The 19,156-nt window shown below is 68.7% G+C and carries 14 protein-coding genes; 6 read left to right on the forward strand and 8 right to left on the reverse strand.

What is annotated here, in order from left to right; translation table 11 throughout:
- Positions 1-17: 17 nt before the first annotated feature.
- Positions 18-1,238, reverse strand: coding sequence for an alpha/beta hydrolase (locus G6N34_RS22200; protein ID WP_085157000.1), 1,221 nt, complete (start codon positions 1,236-1,238; stop codon positions 18-20).
- Between the two features lie 160 nt (positions 1,239-1,398).
- Here G6N34_RS22200 and G6N34_RS22205 point away from each other — a divergent pair, with 160 nt between their 5' ends.
- The 3 genes from G6N34_RS22205 to G6N34_RS22215 all read left to right on the forward strand — a co-directional run bounded on the left by G6N34_RS22205 (position 1,399) and on the right by G6N34_RS22215 (position 4,662).
- Positions 1,399-2,301: an alpha/beta hydrolase gene (locus tag G6N34_RS22205; RefSeq protein ID WP_085157004.1), complete on the forward strand. Its 903-nt coding sequence runs from the start codon at positions 1,399-1,401 to the stop codon at positions 2,299-2,301.
- Between the two features lie 85 nt (positions 2,302-2,386).
- On the forward strand, positions 2,387-3,499 hold the full coding sequence (locus G6N34_RS22210) for an acyl-CoA dehydrogenase family protein (RefSeq protein ID WP_085157007.1): 1,113 nt from the start codon (positions 2,387-2,389) through the stop codon (positions 3,497-3,499).
- Positions 3,499-4,662 carry an acyl-CoA dehydrogenase family protein gene (locus G6N34_RS22215; protein ID WP_085157010.1) on the forward strand — a complete coding sequence of 388 codons (1,164 nt, stop codon included), beginning with the start codon at positions 3,499-3,501 and terminating at the stop codon, positions 4,660-4,662. The genes G6N34_RS22210 and G6N34_RS22215 overlap by 1 nt, the downstream gene beginning before the upstream one ends.
- Here the strand turns inward: G6N34_RS22215 and G6N34_RS22220 are convergent, their stop codons facing one another.
- From G6N34_RS22220 to G6N34_RS22250, 7 genes are all read right to left on the reverse strand, one after another.
- A complete protein-coding gene (locus tag G6N34_RS22220; protein ID WP_085157014.1) occupies positions 4,663-5,988 on the reverse strand; it encodes an amidohydrolase family protein in 1,326 nt (441 codons plus the stop codon).
- Positions 5,982-7,115 (reverse strand): CoA transferase, encoded by a 1,134-nt coding sequence (locus G6N34_RS22225; RefSeq protein ID WP_085157017.1) that lies wholly within the window; start codon positions 7,113-7,115, stop codon positions 5,982-5,984. The genes G6N34_RS22220 and G6N34_RS22225 overlap by 7 nt, the downstream gene beginning before the upstream one ends.
- Positions 7,116-7,135: 20 nt before the next feature.
- Positions 7,136-8,071 carry an enoyl-CoA hydratase/isomerase family protein gene (locus G6N34_RS22230; RefSeq protein ID WP_085157299.1) on the reverse strand — a complete coding sequence of 312 codons (936 nt, stop codon included), beginning with the start codon at positions 8,069-8,071 and terminating at the stop codon, positions 7,136-7,138.
- 13 nt (positions 8,072-8,084) lie between these two features.
- The gene (fadD4, locus tag G6N34_RS22235; protein ID WP_085157020.1) at positions 8,085-9,611 is read right to left on the reverse strand and encodes a fatty-acid--CoA ligase FadD4; all 1,527 of its coding nucleotides are present in this window, start codon (positions 9,609-9,611) and stop codon (positions 8,085-8,087) included.
- Between the two features lie 154 nt (positions 9,612-9,765).
- Positions 9,766-11,589 carry a phosphoenolpyruvate carboxykinase (GTP) gene (locus tag G6N34_RS22240; RefSeq protein WP_085157023.1) on the reverse strand — a complete coding sequence of 608 codons (1,824 nt, stop codon included), beginning with the start codon at positions 11,587-11,589 and terminating at the stop codon, positions 9,766-9,768.
- Between the two features lie 384 nt (positions 11,590-11,973).
- Complete coding sequence (locus tag G6N34_RS22245; protein WP_085157026.1) at positions 11,974-13,479, reverse strand: hypothetical protein; 1,506 nt, start codon at positions 13,477-13,479, stop codon at positions 11,974-11,976.
- Positions 13,476-14,423, reverse strand: a complete 948-nt coding sequence (locus tag G6N34_RS22250) for a hypothetical protein (protein WP_085157028.1) — start codon at positions 14,421-14,423, stop codon at positions 13,476-13,478. The genes G6N34_RS22245 and G6N34_RS22250 overlap by 4 nt, the downstream gene beginning before the upstream one ends.
- A gap of 176 nt (positions 14,424-14,599) precedes the next feature.
- Between G6N34_RS22250 and trmB the strand changes: the two genes are divergently transcribed.
- The 3 genes from trmB to G6N34_RS22265 all read left to right on the forward strand — a co-directional run bounded on the left by trmB (position 14,600) and on the right by G6N34_RS22265 (position 19,098).
- Positions 14,600-15,391 (forward strand): tRNA (guanosine(46)-N7)-methyltransferase TrmB, encoded by a 792-nt coding sequence (trmB, locus tag G6N34_RS22255; RefSeq protein WP_085157031.1) that lies wholly within the window; start codon positions 14,600-14,602, stop codon positions 15,389-15,391.
- Positions 15,388-16,068, forward strand: a complete 681-nt coding sequence (locus G6N34_RS22260; protein ID WP_085157034.1) for an NYN domain-containing protein — start codon at positions 15,388-15,390, stop codon at positions 16,066-16,068. Before trmB ends, G6N34_RS22260 begins: the two co-directional genes overlap by 4 nt.
- Positions 16,069-16,155: 87 nt before the next feature.
- Entirely contained in the window at positions 16,156-19,098 is a 2,943-nt protein-coding gene (locus G6N34_RS22265; protein ID WP_085157036.1) for a trehalose monomycolate exporter MmpL3, read from the forward strand.
- Positions 19,099-19,156 lie beyond the last annotated feature (58 nt).

Consider the following 19,156-nt stretch of genomic DNA (forward strand, 5'->3'; position numbering starts at 1 on the left):
TTACAACGGCAGCTGGATCAGATGATCTGTTTGGCCCCGATTGTGTGACGTGTGCGATGAATCTCATTGAGGAACAATTTAATTGCCGTCGCTGCCGAACCGGTGCGCGCACCGTCGGTCATATCGAAGGCGTGTCCGGCGCCGGGCAGTTCGACGTAGCCGACCGGTGAGGTGGACACGTTCTCCAGGCGATGCACGAAGGCGCGGGCCTGCTCGACGGGGATGATGGTGTCCCCGCTGCCGTGCACCACGAAGAACGGCGGCGCGTCCCGGTGCACCCGGGCGATCGGCGAGGCATCCCGGAAGATCGCGGGGTTGGCGTCGATGCGCTGCTTGACCACGACCCGCTCGAGGAAGTCGACGAACCGCACCCTTTCGGTCGTGGATTTGTCCTGCCAGTCGTAGCGCCCGTAGATCCCGACGACCGCGTCCACTGAGGTGTCCGACCCGTCCGCCAAATGTTCTTGGTATACCGGGTCATTGGCGGTCAGGCCGGCCAGGGCCGCCAGATGCCCGCCCGCCGAACAGCCCGCGATGGTCACGAAGTTGCGGTCCCCGCCGAATCTGTCGACGTTGGCTCGCGCCCACGCGATGGCAGCCTTGACGTCGTGCAGATGCTGCGGCCAACGATGGTTGGGCGACACGCGGTAGTCGACCGAAAGACACACCCATCCGTTCTCCGCAAGGTGCGACATCAGCGCGTACCCCTGCAGGATTCGGCTTCCGTGCACCCACGCGCCGCCGGGGACGAAGAGCATCACCGGCGCGCCTGCCGGCAGATCCTTACGCCGCCAGACGTCCAGCAGTTGAGTTGGGCTGTCGCCGTAGCGCACCGATCCTCGGTGCAGGAGCCTGCGGTGTTCGAGCGCCTTGAGCACCGGCGGGGTGCGCTCGGGCGCAGGCCATTCGATCTCGAGGTCAGTCGGCGGTACCACGCCGCGCAGTGCCGCATCGGAGACCGCGTGGGTCTGATCCCGTTGGCTCCTGCGGAGTTCACCCGCGCCGGGCGCGAACCAGGACTTCGCGGACGCGGCGACGATGTCCGGGGCGTGCCGCATGCCCCAGACGCTCATCGCGGCGTACCCGCCGAGGGGTTCCAGGTGTCTGCCGATCACCGGCAACTGCGTGGAGGCCAGGCTGGCCGCGAGGAGATAGTCGGAGGGGCGTGCGCGCAGCAGCCAATTGGCGCGGGACCACAGTGTCGGACCCGGAAACCGGGTCTCGGGTCGAACCGTCATTTCGCGAGAGTACCCCCGCGCTACCCACCAGTAACGACACTTTTGGCGAAGTGTCTACCTGTTTTTGCCCGGGGCGCGTGTCGGAATGCGACACGCCGAGCTGATCTTGAAAGAGAGCACTTCAGAAGGGTCCTGCTGGGTTGACAGTAGGGTCGACGGTATGGCAGTCGAGACCTCGCGTCACAGGGTGCACCCCGATCTTCGGCAGGCGGCGCGAATCGTCCCGCGATCTCCGATCCGCGCCGCGACGCTCCCCCTGTTCCGAGTGGGCTCGCGCATGCAGAAGCGCCTGCCCGCCAAGAACCTTCTGGTGCTGACCACCAGCGACGGTGTCGAGATCCGGCTGCACCGCCCCGCGGGTCAGAGTTCACCCGGGCCCGCGATGCTGTGGTTGCACGGTGGTGGTTTTGTCATCGGCACGGCCGCCCAGGACGACCACCTCTGCCGCAGGTTCACCAAGGAGCTCGGGATCACCACCGCCTCAGTGGAATACGGACTCTCACCGGAGAACCGCCACCCCACCGCCCTGGAGCAGTGCCACTCCGCGCTGACGTGGCTGGCGCGCCTGCCGTCGGTGGATCCGGACCGGATCGTGATCGCCGGTGGCAGCGCCGGCGGGGGTCTGGCCGCGCAGTTGGCGTTCCTGGCCCGCGACCGCGGCGAGGTCACGCCCGTGGCCCAGCATCTGGTGTATCCGATGCTCGACGACCGCACCGGCAAGAACAACGAGGGTGACAATCCCGGCTTCCGACTCTGGGATGCGCGCAGCAATCAGTTCGGCTGGCAGTCCTACCTGGGCGACGCCGATCCCAACTCCGTCGTGCCCGCCCGCCGCACCGATCTGGCCGGCCTGCCGCCCGCCTGGATCGGCGTAGGAACCCTCGACCTTTTCCACGATGAGGACCTCACCTACGCCGAACGCCTGCACGAGGCGGGCGTGCCCTGCACAGTCGACGTCGTCGAGGGCGCGTTCCACGGCTTCGATCAGATCGCCCCGCAGAAGCACGTCTCCAGAAACTTCTTCCGCGCGCAGTGCGCGAGCTTGCGAGCCGTACTGGGCTGACCTGCACGGTAGCCTTCGCGGGTTAAAACTCGACACGTGTCAACCCGGCGTCGGCCCGGGTTCGGCCATCTGTGACACTGTTGGCATGAGTGTGAGTGCGACAGCCGAACAGAAGGCGCTGCGCGAAGCCGTCAGCGCCTTGATGACCAGGCATTTCACCGAGGAGCGCGTGCGGGAGCTGATGGCGACCGACACCGCCTTCGACGAGGCCGCCTGGCAGGAGCTTGCAGACATGGGTCTGCTGGGCCTGTTGATCCCCGAGGAGCAGGGTGGCGCCGGTGCGGGCTACAGCGACCTCGGCATCGTGGTCGAGGAATTGGGCAGCGCGCTGTTCTGCGGCCCGTTCCTCCCCTCGGCCGTCCTGACCCCCGCACTGCTGCTTGCCACGGCCGACGACGCCGAGCAGGGCTCCGTGCTGCCGAAGCTCGCCGCAGGCGAGTTGGTCGCGACGGTGGCGTTCGCCGAGGGCAACTCGACCGAGGTGCCGACCGAACTCGAGACCACGGCCACCGAGTCCGGCGGGCAGTGGACCCTCACCGGCGAGAAGAAGTTCGTGCTGGACGCCGGGATCGCCGGTGTCGTCTACGTCCTGGCACAGACCGACGCCGGACCATCGGTCTTCGCCGCCGAGGCGGACGCCCCGGGACTCGAGGTCACGCTGTGCAACACCGTCGACCTCACGCGCAAGCTCAGCAACGTGCGGTTCGACAACACCCCGGCACGCCTCGTGGGCCAGGCCGGCGCGGGCGCCGACGCGTTCGGTGCCGCGGTGCAGGCCGGCTCCATCGCGCTGGTCAGCGAGCAGGCGGGCGGCGCTCAGCGCGCTATGCGCCTGGCCGTGGACTATGCCAAGACCCGCTTCCAGTTCGGTCGCGCGATCGGCAGCTTCCAGGCCGTCAAGCACATGTGCACCGACATGCTGCTGGAGGCCGAGTCGTCAGTGTCGGCGGCACGGCACGTCGCGGCGGCGTTCGACGCGGGTGCCGACGGTGCGGCCGCCGATCTGGCGCTGGCGCAGGGCTACTGCTCGGACGCGTACGTGTACGTGGCGGCCACCGGCATCCAGGTGCACGGCGGCATCGGTTTCACCTGGGAACACGCTTCACACCTGTATCTGCGCCGCGCGCGCAGCGACGCTCAACTGCTCGGCACCCCGGCCTCGCACCGGGAGCGCTACCTGACCTTGAAGGGGGCCTGATGAGCACCGACATCCGCACTGAGGTCCGCGAATGGCTGGCCGCCAACTTCACGCCCGGCATGGACCGTGCCGAGTGGGCCAAGCTGGTCTTCGAGAACGGCTGGGCCGTGCCCAGCTGGGAGCCCGAGTGGTACGGCCGCGGCCTGAGCGATGCCGAATCCCGTATCGTGGCAGCCGAATTCGCTGAGGTGGGCGCCAAGGGGACCGGCCATGACCGCGCCAACCTGTTCGCCTGCACACTGCACGACCACGGCACCGAGGAGCAGAAGCGCCGCCTGCTGCCGCCGTCGCTGCGCGGTGAGACCAAGTGGTGCCTGCTCTACAGCGAGCCCGGCGCCGGATCGGACCTCGCCGGCCTGCGCACCCGCGCCGACCGCGACGGCGACAACTACGTCATCAACGGCCAGAAGGTGTGGACGTCGTTCGCGGCCACCGCCGACTACGGCCTGCTGGTGGCCCGCACCGACTGGGATGTGCCCAAGCACCGCGGGATCAGCTTCTTCATGTTCCCCATGCGCCAGGACGGCGTCGAGGTGCGCCCGATCCACCAGATCACCGGTGAGTCGGAGTTCAACGAGGTGTTCATCACCGATGCGTTGGTTCCCGCCGACAACCTGATCGGTGAGCTCAACGGTGGTTGGGGCGTGCTCCAGTCCGCGCTGGGCTACGAGCGTCGCCTGATGGGTGACCTGGCCCGCACCTCGAAGGCGTCCAGCAAGCCGCAGGTCGAGAAGACCGACGACAAGGACACCCTGATCGGTCTGGCCCGCGAGTTCGGCAAGCTGGACGACAGCCACACGCGTCAGCAGATCGCGAAGATGGACGCCCTGGCGGCGGTGAACAAGTGGAACACCGCGCGCGCCAAGGCCGCCCGCGGCATCGAAGGCGCCATCCTGCAGGCACTCGGCAAGATCGCGATGTCGCGCATCCTGCACGAGACGGCCAAGGTGCAGACCGAGATCGTGGGGCCCGAGTCGATGCTGGCGGGCCCCGAGAACCCGGTGGGCGACGGCGTCACGTTCCGCACACTCAACGCCTACTTCACCTCGATCGGCGGCGGCACCGACCAGATCCAGCGCAACATCGTCGGCGAGCGCATCCTGGGCCTGCCCAAGGAGCCGGAGCCCTACAAGGAGACCGCGTTCCGCGAACTCCCGCACTGATCACTGCGTAACAAGCTCACCGCCGATGATGGTCGCCGAGACCATCTCGGCGGTGAGTGCGTTCAGGGCCTCCTGCGGCCCGGCCGACAACATCACGAGGTCACCGGCCTCACCCACCGCCACCGCGCGGGGTCGGGCCGGGTCCGACGCGTGACCGAGGAACATGGTCAGCGCCGCGCGCGGTGAAACGCGTTCGGCCTCACCGAGAATCGCCCCCGCCGGAGTCTGACGGCGCACCGCGGCGCGCATCGCGGCCCACGGGTCGGCAGCGCCGAACGGGGTATCCGTGGACAGTGCGACCGCGACGCCGGCGTTGACCAGGGTGGCCACCCGCCACAGATCCGGAAGCTGTTCAGCGGGAACGTCGTCCAGATACTCGTCGCCGCGCTCGGCGACGAAGTTGGGCTGGGTCACGACCGTGACGCCGAGTTCGGCCAGATCGCCGAGGAGATCCGGCGGGACGACGGCGGCGTGCTCGATCCGGTCCCCTCTGCGGGTTCGGGCTGCGCGCAACGCGGCCAGCGCCACCACCAGTTGGCTGTCGGTCACGCAGTGCACCGCGACCGGACGTCCGCCGTCATGGCAGCGGCGCACCCATTCGGTCAATGCGTCCAGATCCAGCGTCGGGTCGTCCAGGATGACCTTGGTCGCGCCCAGCGTGACGCCGGGGACCTCGCCGACCTCGGGCGGTGCCATGCAGTGCAGGCGCTGCCGCAGTTGGCCTGAACGCCGTGCCGCGGCAAGCTTTTCGAGGTCGGCGCGGCTCTGACCGGGGGTGGCCTCGGTCAGGCCCGTCACACCGTACGACGTCAGCACCGCGCTCAGCGGGCCCAACGCAGGCACTCTCCGTGGCCAGGCCGCCAGCGAGTCCGTGCGGAACAGTCGGCCGTCGGTGTCTTCCCCGAGGCCCACCCGGGCCAGGGCCGCCGAGTTGAGCACCCACATCGCACCACTGCGGTGCTGCACACGCACCGGCCGGTCCGGCACCAGGGCATCCAGCACCGCGCGATCCAGTGGGCCGGCCACCGAGTCGTGATAGCCGACCGCGCGCACCCAGCCGTCGGCGTCCACCGGCGCCTGCTGCAGTGCGGCGGCGAACTCGGAGCGAGACCGCGGCGGGCCCACCCGTACGGAGTCCAGCGCGGCGGCGGTGGCCAGAAGATGCACATGGTGGTCGTGAAGGCCGGGCAGCACCAGGCCGCCCCGGGCGTCGAGCACGTCCTCTCCGCTGCGCGCAGACAGGTTCGGGCCGACAGCGGTGACCGTTTCCTCGACGCGCACGTCGACGGTTCTGCCGTCGAGCAGGGCCGCGCGCTGGATCAGCACGGCGGGCCGATCCTGCCGGCGACCAGAGCCTCGACCTCGGCCTGATGCGCCCCCAATTCGGCTGCGGAAGAATCAATTCCGACCGGGGTGGCCGGTGGTGCGTCGACGACGGCACCGGAGGGACCCGCCGCGTAGGTGGCCGCGACTGCGGACATCGCGACCTCGGCGAGCAGACCCCCTCCACGCTGCACGGCGTCGAGCACCGCGTGTGCCGCGGCGAGCCCCGTCAACGGGTCGGCGATGGCGTCACCGACGAACACCGGGCCGTCGGGGCCGCGGCCCACGAGTCCACCGGCCACCGCGGCGTCGTCCCCGAAGGCCACCCGAGCGCGGCCGTTCTCGTCCGTGCCGTGCCCGGTGATGCGCACCCAGACCCGGCCGGACAGCGGCGCAATGTCATGCGGTCCGAGGCCGCGGCGCGTCAACGCATCGGGACGCGAACCCTCCAGCACCACGTCGGCGGCCTGAAGCAGACGGGCCAGCGCGTCCCGGTCCCGGTCGAAATCTGCTGCGTAGCAGAGCTTTCCAGCATTCATCCAGTCAAAGAACCGGCGGTCACCCAGTCTGGTCCCGTCGGGCCGGCCGGGGCTCTCGACCTTGACCACGGTCGCGCCTGCACGGAACAGCAGTTGCCCACACAGGGGCCCGGCCCACATCGAGGACAGGTCGACCACCAGCAGCTCCCCCAGCGGGCGCGTCGGACCCGCAGTGCCACAGCCGATCACGCGCGGGGGTGCGCCCTCGGCCTCGCCCAGGGCGGCCACCGGCAGGCCCAGCAGCACCGCGCGCTCCACGACGTCCGCCGAGGTCCGCGCCGCGGCCCAGCATTCGATTGCCGGCCACGGATCGTCGGCGCTGTCGTCGGCCTCCAGCAGTGCGGGGACCGCGGCGAGGTCGTCGGTGCGCGACAGCGTCAACGCACTCCAGCCGTCGAGGGTGCGCAGCAGTCGGGTGGCCCCGCCTGCCGAGACTCGGCCCTGCGGCGCCAGTTCCAGCAGAGCGGCCCGGCCGGAGAGCAGTTCCCAGGCGTCGACGTGCCCGGTCAGCGCGTCGGCCTGGTCAGCCAGGACGTCTGCGACGGCCTGCGCACGCGAGAGCACGGAATCGGTGATGCCGAGTGTGCCCATGGCGAAATTGTCCCTGCCCGTCACTCGATCGCGTCGATCAGCCCCCAGGCCAGCGCGGTGTCGGCGTCGATCGTCTGACCCGACAGCACCAGGTGGGCGGTGCGCCAACGGCCGATGCGCCGCGTGATGCTCACGGTGCCACCGGCCCCCGGAATCAGGCCCAGCGACAACTCAGGGAGGCCGAACACCGTGCCCGGGGTGCACCGCACGGTGCCACAGAATGCCGCCATCTCCAGGCCGCTGCCCAGTGCGCGGCCGTGCACCTGAGCGCGGCAGGCGGGGCCGAGGCGCGCGGTGAGCGCATCGAGTGCCAGCGCGGGGCTGTACCGGGTGCGGGCCAGGTGCGCGCTGGCCGGATCGTCGAACGTGCCGAACTCCGCCAGGTCCCCGCCGCTGCAGAACGACGGGCCGGCGCCCGACAGCACCACCTCGTCGACGCCCGGGTCCAGCAGCGCCACGTCGAGCGCCTCGAGCAGCGCGGCCCGCGCATCGGTGCTGAAGGCATTGTGCCGCTGTGGCCGGTTGAAGGACACGTACAGCGTGTCGCCGTCACGATGGGCCAGGACGGGATCGGGCGTCTGCGGAACCTGCGCCGGGCCGCGCTCGGTGAGCCAGCGCGCGAACTCCGATCCCGACTGCAGCGTGGAGTACGCCAGCGATTCGGTGATCACGCCAGGTGCCGCGGGCGCGTGCACGTCCACGGCGCGCAGCACGTCGTCGCAGACCGCCGCTGCCTGCGGCCACCGCGTCACGCGGTCGGTCAGGTCTGCCAGGGCCTCGTCGACCGACGGCACGGCCACCGTGCGGCGATCATGCGCCGGCCCCTCGACGAGCGTGAATGTCGCGCGCTCCAGCCAGAACTCGGCGTGGGGATGCGCGATGTCGCCCGTCGCGATCACGACGCCTGTCGGACAGGCCCCCTCAGTCAGGGGCGCGGGGTCCGACAGGTCGACGATGATCACCGGTTCACTATGACGTGCCGCCGCCGTACCTGGCGATCAGGCTCTGCTTGTAGAGCTTGCCCGTGTCGGTGCGGGGCAGTTCAGCCTCGAACGAGATGCTGCGCGGGCACTTGTAGTGCGACAGGCGTTCCCGGAGCCAGCCGATCAGTTCGTCGGCGAACTCGTCGGTGGCGTCGGCCTGATCGACGGTCTGCACGACACCCTTGACGCTCTGGCCCATCTCGTCGTCCGGGATGCCGAACACCGCGGCGTCCATCACCTTGGGGTGCGTGACGAGCATGTTCTCGGCTTCCTGCGGGTAGATGTTCACACCGCCCGAGATGATCATGTGGTGGCGGCGGTCGGTGAGGTAGAGGTAGCCCTCCTCATCGACATATCCGATGTCGCCCACCGTCTTCCACCCGTGCGTGTTGCGCGACTTGGCGGTCTTCTCGGTGTCGTTGAGGTACTCGAAATCGTTGCCGCCCTCGAAGTACACCTCGCCGGCCTGACCGGCGGGCAGTTCGTTGCCGTCCTCATCGAGAATGTGCACCACACCGGTCATCGCCTTGCCCACCGATCCGGGGTGCGTCAGCCATTCCTCGGCGGTGATCAGCGTCGCGCCGATGGCCTCCGAGGAGGCGTAGTACTCGTCCACGATCGGACCCCACCAGTCGATCATCTGCTTCTTGACCTCGACGGGACACGGCGCGGCCGCGTGCATGACGCGTTTGAGGCTCGACACGTCGTACGAATCGCGGACGTCCTGCGGCAGTTTGAGCATGCGGGTGAACATCACCGGCACGAACTGACCGTGCGTCACCTTGTGCTTGGCGATGGCGTCGAGGCAGCCCTCGGCGTCGAACTTGTCCATCACCACGGTGGTGTGGCCTGCGGCCTGCACCTGCATCGACCACACCGAGGGCGCGGTGTGGTACAGCGGCGCGGGGCTGATGTACACCGAGTCAGGCGACATCCAGAAGCTGACCAGAAGCGCCATCATTCCCGGCACCTCGGTCGGCGGCAGATGCGACAGTTCACGCTTGATGCCCTTGGGCCGGCCCGTCGTGCCCGACGAGTACTGCAGCAGATCGCCCTCGATCTCGTCGTCGATCGGGGTGGCGGGCTGATCGGCCACCGCCTCCGGGTAGCGCGCCCACCCGTCGAGATCGTCGTCGGCGATGAGCAGCGTGGCGGGCAGGCCGCCGGGCAGTTCCGAGCCCAGGTTCTCCAGGATCTTGCGCGTGCCCGCCGAGCCCACGATGGCCGAGGCGCCGCTGTTGTCGACGATGTAGGCGGCCTCGGCGGCGGTCAGATGTGTGCTGATCGGCACGTAGTACAGGCCACTGCGGCGCGCAGCCCACATCACCGCGTGGATGTGCTGGTTGTTCTCCATGAGGATGGCCACCGCATCGCCCTCTTTGAGGCCCTGCTTGCGGAAGTAGTGGGCCAGTCGGTTGGCGCGGGCCTCGAGTTCGTCGAAGGTCACGACGGTCCCCGAGGGGTACATGATGATGGCCGGCTTGTCTGCCCCGATGTGCTCACGGATCTGCATGAAAGCACTTTACTTTGCACATGTTGACAGGTGTCAACCGGTTGGTTGGTCGGCTCGAATTCTGCCGCGCCTCAACCCCGGAAACGCCGCGAGCGCTCACCCACGGTTTCGGGTGGGAAACCGTACGTGGGTGAGCGCTCGCGGGAAAGAGTTTCTAGCCCTCGGCCAGACGCGTCTTGAGCGCGTCGAACTCGTCCTTGATGCCGGTCGGCAGTTTCTCACCGACGAACTCGAACCACTCCTCGATCAGCGGCAGTTCGGCCCGCCACTCGTCGGCGTTGACCGCCAGGGCCTCGTCGACGTCGGACGCGTCGACATCCAGACCCGACAGGTCCAGGTCGCCCGCGGTGGGCACGGTGCCAATGGCCGTGGACTGTCCGCCGGCCTTCTGCTCGATGCGCTCGATGATCCACTTCATGACACGGCTGTTCTCGCCGAATCCCGGCCACAGGAAGCGGCCGTCGTCGCCGCGGCGGAACCAGTTGACGAAGAAGATCTTCGGCAGCTGGGACTCGTCGGCGTTCTTGCCGATGTCGATCCAGTGCTGGAAGTAGTCACCGACGTTGTAGCCCAGGAACGGCAGCATCGCCATCGGGTCGCGGCGCACCGTGCCGACCTTGCCCTCGGCCGCGGCGGTCTGCTCGCTGCCCAGCGTGGCGCCGATGAAGACGCCGTGCTGCCAGTCGCGCGCCTGGGTCACCAGCGGGACCGTCGTCTTGCGGCGACCGCCGAACAGGATGGCCGAGATCGGCACGCCCTGCGGGTCATTCCACTCGGGGGCCAGCGTCGGGCACTGCGACATCGGGGTGCAGTAACGCGAGTTCGGGTGCGCGGCCTTGCCGTCCGACTCGGGCGTCCAGTCCTCGCCCTTCCAGTCGATGAGGTGCTGCGGGTCGCCCTCGAGGCCCTCCCACCAGACGTCGCCGTCGTCGGTCTTGGCGACGTTGGTGAAGACGGTGTTGCCCGCCGCGATGGTCTTCATGGCGTTCGGGTTCGACGACCAGTTGGTGCCGGGCGCGACGCCGAAGAAGCCGAACTCGGGGTTGGTGGCGTAGAGGCGGCCGTCCTTGCCGAACCGCATCCAGGCGATGTCGTCACCGACGGTCTCGGCGCGCCAGCCTTCGATGGTGGGCTGCAGCATCGCGAGGTTGGTCTTGCCGCACGCCGACGGGAAGGCCGCCGCGACGAAGTACGCCTTGTTCTCCGGCGAGATCAGCTTGAGGATCAGCATGTGCTCGGCCAGCCAGCCCTCGTCGTGGGCCATGGCCGAGGCGATGCGCAGCGAGTAGCACTTCTTGCCCAGCAGCGCGTTGCCGCCGTAACCCGAGCCGAAGCTCCAGATCTCGCGGGTCTCCGGGAAGTGGGTGATGTATTTGGTGTCGTTGCACGGCCACGGCACGTCCTTCTGGCCGGCCTCGAGCGGGGCGCCCAACGAGTGCAGTGCCTTGACGAAGAAACCGTCGGTGCCGATCTTGTCCAGCGCGGCCTGTCCCATCCGGGTCATGGTGCGCATCGAGACGACGACGTACTCCGAGTCGGTGATCTCCACGCCGAGCTTGGGGTCTTCGGCGTCCAGCGGGCCCATGCAGAACGGGACGACGTACATCGTCCGGCCGCGCATGCTGCCGCGGTACAGATCGCTCATCAACGGCCGCATCTCGGCGGGGTCCATCCAGTTGTTGGTCGGACCGGCGTCGATCTGCCGCTCGGAGCAGATGAAGGTGCGGGACTCGACGCGCGCGACGTCGGAGGGGTCGGACAGTGCGAGGTAGGAATTGGGCTGCTTGTCGTCGTTCAGGCGCTGAAACGTGCCCGCCTCGACGAGCTGATCGGCCAGCCGCGCGTACTCCTCCTCGGAGCCGTCAGCAAACACCACCCGATCGGGCTGCGTGAGTTCGGCAACTTCGGCAACCCAGGCGAGCAGTCCCTTATGCGTCGTTGGGGCCGAATCAAGGCCTGGGATGGTCGCTGAAGTCATGAAGTTCTCCTGCTCAGGTTTATTCGTGTTCCACCCTCGAGGACGCAGACCCCCGGTTTTCGGGCGGATCGCGCTCGACGGTCGTCCCTGGTTAGAGGTTAACGCGGGCGACACACGCGCGGACAATCGAGACCCTGTCCAAATACTCACAGGAACGATTCAGAAAACGTCAAGTGCGATATTCAACCGCTCTCAGCGCCCGTGGACCCACGCCCGCGCTGCCAGGATGCCGCGAAGAGATCAATTGGTCCATATTCTGGCGAGTCGACACGGCGCGCAACCCGAAGGGCGCGCCGAGCGCCGCCGCAGGGCGTTTTCGCAGAGTTCCACAACGCCGTGAAGCTGTGCGCAGACCGCGCATCGCCTGGGACGACAACCTGTTCGTCAGCGCCCCGGACCCTGCTGCGCGGCAATCACAGACACCGCGTCATTCTGCTCGCCAGCAACGCCTTCATCACTGCCTGAGGCACTCAACTCGTGGCGCACCCGGGTCAGGGCGGCGAGCACGGACGGCAACGCCGCATCACGGGCCGCGGCCGCCTGGGAGCGCGCGGCGGCGTGCTCGCGCAGTTCGACGTCGATGCGGTTGAGGTCCGCCGCCAGCCGGGCGTTGTCGACCTCGACCTGATGCGCGAGCACCGACGTCATCGCCATCTCGGTGGCCAGCACCCGGGTGGCCACCGCCTCGTCCAGCGACGACCGCAGCGCGGCGGCCCGCTCACCGATCCAGCGATCGATCACCGCGCGGTCGAGCAACAGCGCACGGGTGCCGACCATCCAGGCCGCGACGGCCACCCCGATCAGGGTGCACACCACCGCGCCCGCGACCGTCCAGCCCGGGGCCAGGTCGGCGAACAGCCGACTCAGTGACAAGGCCACGCCCAGCCCGAAACCGCCGCCCACAAGGACCATCAGTCGGGTCTCGAGGCCGCGGGACTTCAACGGCGGCCGACCCACGGCGGGCACCGACACCCGCGCGGGCGCGACCCGGTCCGGCGCCACCCCCAGTTCGACCGCGACATCCGTCAGGTGCTCGACGATCCCCGCGTCCACCTCGCCGACCACGGCCGACATGCGCTGCTCGACGTAGCCGAGGAACTGCGGCACACCCCGCCGGGTGACCTCGGCGGCGTCCTCCTGAAGTTCGGTGCGCACCGAAGCACACCGATTGCGGGCGAAATACGACAACTGCAACCGGGCCTGTTGGATCTGACTGCGAAGTGCCACTGCGCGTTCCGATTTGCCCACCCGCACGGCACGCGCGGCCTCGGTGCGCTCAGCCTGCAGAGCCGCGACCCGGGCCGCGCGGCCAGGACTCTCGACCGCCTCACGGTGTCGACGCGCGGCGTCAATGAGTCGAAATTCCCAGGCCCGCAAGCGGTTTCGCCGCTGCAGCGAGGGATCCAACAGCGCCGCATCCAACGCGGCGAGCAGGTCGTCGATCCGTGGGCTGCCCAGATCGGGCGCGGCCGCCACACCGACCCACGGCACGCCGCGGTAGCGCTCGTCGTGGGCATCGAGGATGCGCCGGTCCTCGTCGAGCACATCACGCCAGTTCGCGTGGGCGTCGATCTTGGCCACTGCCGCCACCACCACATCGGTGTGTGCCGCCGCGGCGTCGAGCACCGCGCAGTCGGAATCTGTCAGCGGGGCGACGGCCGACGCCACGAACACCACCGCGACGGGGGCCTGTCCCGGCCTCAGATCGTCGGACTCGACGAACTCGACATCCGGGCGACGCTCCCGAAGCAACGCCACCACACTGCTGGACCCGGCCAGCCAGGGCCCCGTCACGAGCACCACATCGCGCCTACGGATCGCGGGCGGTGGCACCTCGGGGGCCAGAGCACCGACGAGTTCGTCGACGGGGTCACGGGTTGCGCCGGTCATGCCCGATCACCAGATTCCAGCAGGCGCAACGAACCGCGCGCGAGGTCGAGTCCACACTGCCGATGCAGCGCAGAAACCGGGCCTGCGGCGTAGCGGCGCCATCGGATCGCCTGGGCTCGCGGCGCGCGGGACGGCGGCGTGACCGCCACTCCGGCGGCCCGCAGCACCTCGGCCGCGGCATCCATCACCGCGAGAACCGTGTCGTTCGCGTGCAGGAACTCGGCCGCGTCCGCGTCGGTCACCGCACGGGCCTCAAGAACCTGGTGTGCGGCAAGCACTCTGCGGTAGCGCGCTGGAGCACCGGCCTTCGCGAGACCGTCCAGCAGGCCGTCGAGACCACTGACTGCTCGGAACACCGCGCGAAGCCGGTCGGCACCCGCATCGGGTTCGGCGCGCACTGTCAGCACGGCGTGGGCGACGCCGAACAGACCGAGTTCGGACACCAGGCGGGCCCGGTGAGCCGCGGACACGGGGTGCGCCCCGGCGACGAAGGCGTCCGCGCTGCTCATGTCGGCCGGGTTGGCCACGAGCGTCCGCACCGCCGTCAGCACCTGTTCATCGACGACGGCCTCGTCGACTGCGGCCCGCGCCGGCAGCGCCGCGAGCGGCACGGCCACCACCCCCGTCGTCGCCGTCACCTGTTCGGCCAGACGACGCGACCGGGCCATCGGCCCGTCGCCGCCGAGGCCCGCCAGGTCGGCCTTGTTGACCACCACGAGGTCGACATCACCGCAATCGAGGACCTGGCGGTCCTCGGGTTTGCACACTTCGGCCAGGACGTGGACCCGCACATCGGGGTGCTCGCCCGCGGCCACGATCGGGTGTCCCGCCGCGGCGACGACCACCGTCACGGCGCGACTGCCGACGCCTCGGCGACCGGATATGCCGATCCGCAGGGGTGCGCGCAGCGCTTCGCCGAAGTTGCGCGTGATCGCCTCAGTCATCTCGTGCCATGGTGACACTGCCGCCCCGGAGGCGCGACCCGCTCGCCCTTTCGTTGTGGACAAGCTGCGTTATGGACAAGCGCCATCATGGACAAGTCCGCGCAGTGGCACCCGCCACCTTCGATAGGCAACTGTTGGATATCAATCTGTCCCACGATGCAGGTCCCCCGGCCGTCATGGGTAACGATGGGGGGATGCGTGCGCACTGTGGGGCCGAGTCAGCGAAACCTGTCGCTGAACCCTCCGAGCCCGCCGATCCCGACGGCTCCGCTGCCCCCGAGCACCGCCGAGTGACCAGTTTCCGGACCCGGCGCTCCACCCTGACCGAGAAACAACAGCGCACTTGGGACCGCCTCTGGCCCCAGCTGGGCACCCAGGCCCGCACCGAGGCCGGGCCCGCCGAGCGGTTGGACACGACCGCCTGGTTCGGCCGCACCGCGCCGGTGATCCTGGAGATCGGCTGCGGGACCGGAACCTCGACGTTGGCGATGGCACAGGCCGAACCCGACCTCGACGTCGTGGCCGCCGAGGTCTACAAGCGCGGGCTGGCCCAACTGCTGTGCGCGATCGACCGTGAGGGCGTCACCAACATCAGGATGGTCCGCGGCGACGGCGTCGAGGTCCTCGAGAACATGTTCGCGCCGGGATCGCTGACCGGCGTGCGGGTGTTCTTCCCGGATCCCTGGCCCAAGTCCCGCCACCACAAGCGGCGTCTGCTGCAGCCCTCGACGGTCGCGCTGATCGCCGATCGGCTCCGGCCGGGCGGTGTGCTGCACGCGGCCACCGACCACGCCGGTTACGCCGAGCAGATCGCCGAGGTCGGCGACGCCGAACCACTGCTGCGTCGGGTCCCGGTCGCCGAGCAGGCCGGCCTGCCCATCTCCGTGCAGCGTCCGACCACCAAGTACGAGTCGAAGGCGCACCACGTCGGCAGCGCGATCAGCGAGCTCGTCTGGGAGCGCCGATGACCATGGTGGATCCGGGCACCGAAACCGACGAGGGCGAATCCGAGGTCGTTCGCCGCGTACTGCTGGTCTGGGACGCACCCAACCTCGACATGGGGCTGGGCGCGATCCTCGGGGGTCGCCCCACCGCCGCGCACCGCCCGCGGTTCGACGCGCTGGGACGCTGGCTGCTGGCCAGGACCGCTGAGGTGGCCGAGGCCAGCGGCGACCCCGGTGCGGCCGTCGAACCGGAAGCGACTGTCTTCACCAACATCGCCCCAGGCAGCGCCGACAATGTGCGGCCGTGGGTCGAGGCGTTGCGTAACGTGGGTTTCGCGGTCTTCGCCAAACCGAAGATCGACGAGGACAGCGATGTCGACGCCGACATGCTCAACCACATCGCCCTGCGACGTGAGGAGGGTCTGGCCGGGCTGCTCGTGGCCTCGGCGGATGGGCAGGCGTTCCGCCATCCGCTCGAGCAGATCGCCCGCGAGGACGGCGTCCCCGTGCAGGTGCTTGGATTTCGCGAACATGCGAGTTGGGCGCTAGCGTCGGATACCTTGGAGTTCGTCGACCTGGAAGACATTCCTGGCGTTTTCCGGGAGCCGCTGCCGCGAATCGGCCTAGATTCGCTTCCAGACGAGGGGGCGTGGCTGCAGCCGTTCCGACCGCTGTCGTCGCTGCTCGCCTCCCGGGCTTGACGCGAATCGCCTGGTCAGAGACAACTACAGAACTTTGGTGTGATGACAGCGCGCACCGCGCGCTGACAAGACTTTTGAGGAGCTTACGTGTTCGCCTGGTGGGGTCGAACGGTACATAGATACCGGTTCATCGTCATCGCGGTGATGGTTGCGATGTGTCTCGGCGGTGGCATCTACGGAATGAGCCTCGGCCAGCACGTCACCCAGAGCGGCTTCTACGACGAGGGCAGCGAGTCGGTCAAGGCTTCGGTGCTGGCCGACGAGGTGTACGGACGCGACCGACTCAGCCACGTCGTCGCGATCCTGGAGGCGCCGGAGGGCAAGAAGGTCAACGACCCGGCCTGGTCCAAGAAGGTCGCCGGCGAACTGGACCAGGTCCAGAAGGACCACCCAGACCAGATCCTGCAGTGGGTCGGGTACCTGAAGGACCCGTCGGCCGACCCCACCGCGTCGGGCTTCAACACCAAAGACGGTAAGCGGACCTTCATCATCATGCCGCTCAAGGGCGACAACGACGACGAGATCCTCAACAACTACAAACTGCACGTCAAGGAAGACCTGGAGAAGGTCGACGACGGCAAGATCGAACTGGCTGGCCTGCAACCGCTGGCCAATGAGTTGACCGGAACCATCGCCGAGGACCAGTTGCGCGCCGAGGTTCTCGCGCTGCCGCTGGTCGCGGTGGTGCTGTTCTTCGTCTTCGGCGGTGTCATCGCGGCCTTCCTGCCCGCCATGGTCGGTGGTCTGGCCATCGCCGGGTCGATGGGCATCCTGATGCTCATCACGCACTTCCAGCAGGTGCACTACTTCGCCCAACCCGTCGTGACGCTGATCGGCCTGGGTATCGCGATCGACTACGGATTGTTCGTCGTGAGTCGATTCCGAGAAGAGTTGGCCGAGGGGTACGACACCGAGACGGCGGTGCGCCGCACGGTCATGACTGCCGGTCGAACGGTGGTGTTCTCGGCGGTGCTGATCGTGGCGTCGCTGGCCGGCCTGCTGCTGTTCCCGCAGGGGTTCCTGAAATCGCTGACGTATGCCGGTATGTCCTCGGTGATGCTGGCCGCGATCCTGTCGGTCACGGTGCTGCCTGCCATCCTGTCCATCCTGGGCCCGAACGTCGACGCCTTCGGGGTGCGCACCCTGCTGCGGGTGCCGTTCCTGCGCAACTGGGGCTTCTCCCGGGCCATCATCGAATGGCTCGCGGACAAGACACAGAAGACCAAGACCCGCGAAGAGGTCGAGCAGGGTTTCTGGGGCCGCCTGGCCAACCGCGTGATGAAGCGGCCCTTGGTGTTCGCCGTACCGATCATCATCCTCATGGTTCTGCTGATCGTCCCGCTCGGGAAGCTCGCGCTGGGCGGCATCAGCGAGAAGTACCTGCCGCCGGACAACTCGGTCCGGATGGCGCAGGAGGACTTCGACCGCACCTTCCCCGGCTATCGCACCGAGCAGTTGACGCTGGTCATCCAGGACGCGACGCCGGAGCAGGTCGAGCAGATCGCCACGCGAGCGTCCGGGATCCCCGGGTTCACCAACCCCGAGTGGACCGAACGCGCCGTCGCGCCGAATCCTGACGACCCGAGCGCCAAGGCCGAGAAGACCGCGGACAACGTCACGGTGATCCAGAACGGCCTCGAGGTGCGCAACGACGCCTCCAAGAAGATGGAGGAGTTGCGGGCCATCCCCATGCCCAAGGGCGTGACGATGTGGGTCGGCGGTACGCCTGCGCTTGAGCAGGACAGCATCGCGACCATGTTCCACAAGCTGCCGCTGATGGCGGTCATCCTGTTGACCACTACGACGCTGCTGATGTTCCTGGCGTTCGGTTCGGTGGTGCTGCCCATCAAGGCCGCGGTGATGAGCGTGCTGACCCTCGGTTCGACACTGGGCATCTTGACCTGGATGTTCGTCGACGGACACGGGGCGGGCATCTTGAATTACACGCCCACCCCGCTGACCGCGCCGGTGATCGGCCTGATCATCGCGGTCATCTACGGCCTGTCCACGGACTACGAGGTGTTCCTGGTGTCCCGCATGGTCGAGGCCCGCGAACGCGGCATGTCGACCACCGAGGCGATCCGGATCGGTACGGCCACCACGGGTCGACTGATCACCGCGGCCGCGCTGGTTCTCGCGGTGGTGGCCGGTGCGTTCGTGTTCTCGGACCTGGTGATGATGAAGTACCTGGCGTTCGGCCTGCTGTTCGCGCTGCTGCTCGACGCCACCGTGGTCCGGATGTTCCTGGTGCCCGCGATCATGAAGATGCTCGGCGACGACTGCTGGTGGGCACCACGCTGGATGAAGGTGTGGCAGAACAGGATTGGGCTCGGCGAGATCCACCTGCCCGACGAGCGCAAACGTCCCACAGGCGATCCCGACGAAGACGCCCTGGTCGGTGCGGGAGCAGGCGTCGCAGACCGGCGTCCGCCGCACGATCCGACTCATCCCACACCGGACCTGCCGTCGCGGGCGCGGACCGAGGCGCCGACTCGAGCCCTACCCGAGGCGCCGTCCGGAGCAGGCACCCGTCGCCTCCCCAGCCCCGAGCCGGATACCGGCGAAGGCGACGTCCCGACAACGCGTTTCAGCTCCGCCCGCAACGCCATGCGCAATGCCGTGAACAACGCGGCGCAGGCCGCGGGGTCAGTGACGCAGCGGAATCAGCCGCCGCGCCCGCCGGCGTCCGGGTCCGGAGAGCGCGAGATCGAGTCCTGGCTGGGCGAACTCCGCGGCAAGCCGGGAAGCCCGGCGCCGCAGCCTTATACGCAGACGGGGCCGTCGTCCGACCCGACCCGGTCGATGGCGCCGGGCACCGCGTCGGACGCCACCACGGCCATTCCGGCGCAGAACCCGGCTGCCGACGAGGAGCCCGCGACTCGGGCCATCCCCGTCAGCAAGCCGCGCCAGACTGACACCGACGCCGCCACCGAGAAACTCAACGCCCGTGGCGACGACGAGAAGCCGCCGCGCCGTGGCGGGGGCGTCAGCGCGCAGGATCTGCTGCGCCGCGAAGGCCGCCGGATCTAGCTGCTTCTCTTCATCGCGAGCGTGTCGGGGTCTCCCCGGCACGCTCGCGGTGTTCTGT

Origin of the sequence: Mycolicibacterium confluentis (assembly GCF_010729895.1) — a bacterium.
In the GTDB taxonomy this organism is placed as follows: Bacteria; Actinomycetota; Actinomycetes; order Mycobacteriales; family Mycobacteriaceae; genus Mycobacterium; species Mycobacterium confluentis.

Coding starts and splice junctions, on each gene's coding strand:
- G6N34_RS22200 (WP_085157000.1), bottom strand. CDS start 1,238: ATGACGGTTCGACCCGAGACCCGGTTTCCGGGTCCGACACTGTGGTCC.
- G6N34_RS22205 (WP_085157004.1), top strand. CDS start 1,399: ATGGCAGTCGAGACCTCGCGTCACAGGGTGCACCCCGATCTTCGGCAG.
- G6N34_RS22210 (WP_085157007.1), top strand. CDS start 2,387: ATGAGTGTGAGTGCGACAGCCGAACAGAAGGCGCTGCGCGAAGCCGTC.
- G6N34_RS22215 (WP_085157010.1), top strand. CDS start 3,499: ATGAGCACCGACATCCGCACTGAGGTCCGCGAATGGCTGGCCGCCAAC.
- G6N34_RS22225 (WP_085157017.1), bottom strand. CDS start 7,115: ATGGGCACACTCGGCATCACCGATTCCGTGCTCTCGCGTGCGCAGGCC.
- fadD4 (WP_085157020.1), bottom strand. CDS start 9,611: ATGCAGATCCGTGAGCACATCGGGGCAGACAAGCCGGCCATCATCATG.
- G6N34_RS22240 (WP_085157023.1), bottom strand. CDS start 11,589: ATGACTTCAGCGACCATCCCAGGCCTTGATTCGGCCCCAACGACGCAT.
- G6N34_RS22245 (WP_085157026.1), bottom strand. CDS start 13,479: ATGACCGGCGCAACCCGTGACCCCGTCGACGAACTCGTCGGTGCTCTG.
- G6N34_RS22250 (WP_085157028.1), bottom strand. CDS start 14,423: ATGACTGAGGCGATCACGCGCAACTTCGGCGAAGCGCTGCGCGCACCC.
- trmB (WP_085157031.1), top strand. CDS start 14,600: ATGGGTAACGATGGGGGGATGCGTGCGCACTGTGGGGCCGAGTCAGCG.
- G6N34_RS22260 (WP_085157034.1), top strand. CDS start 15,388: ATGACCATGGTGGATCCGGGCACCGAAACCGACGAGGGCGAATCCGAG.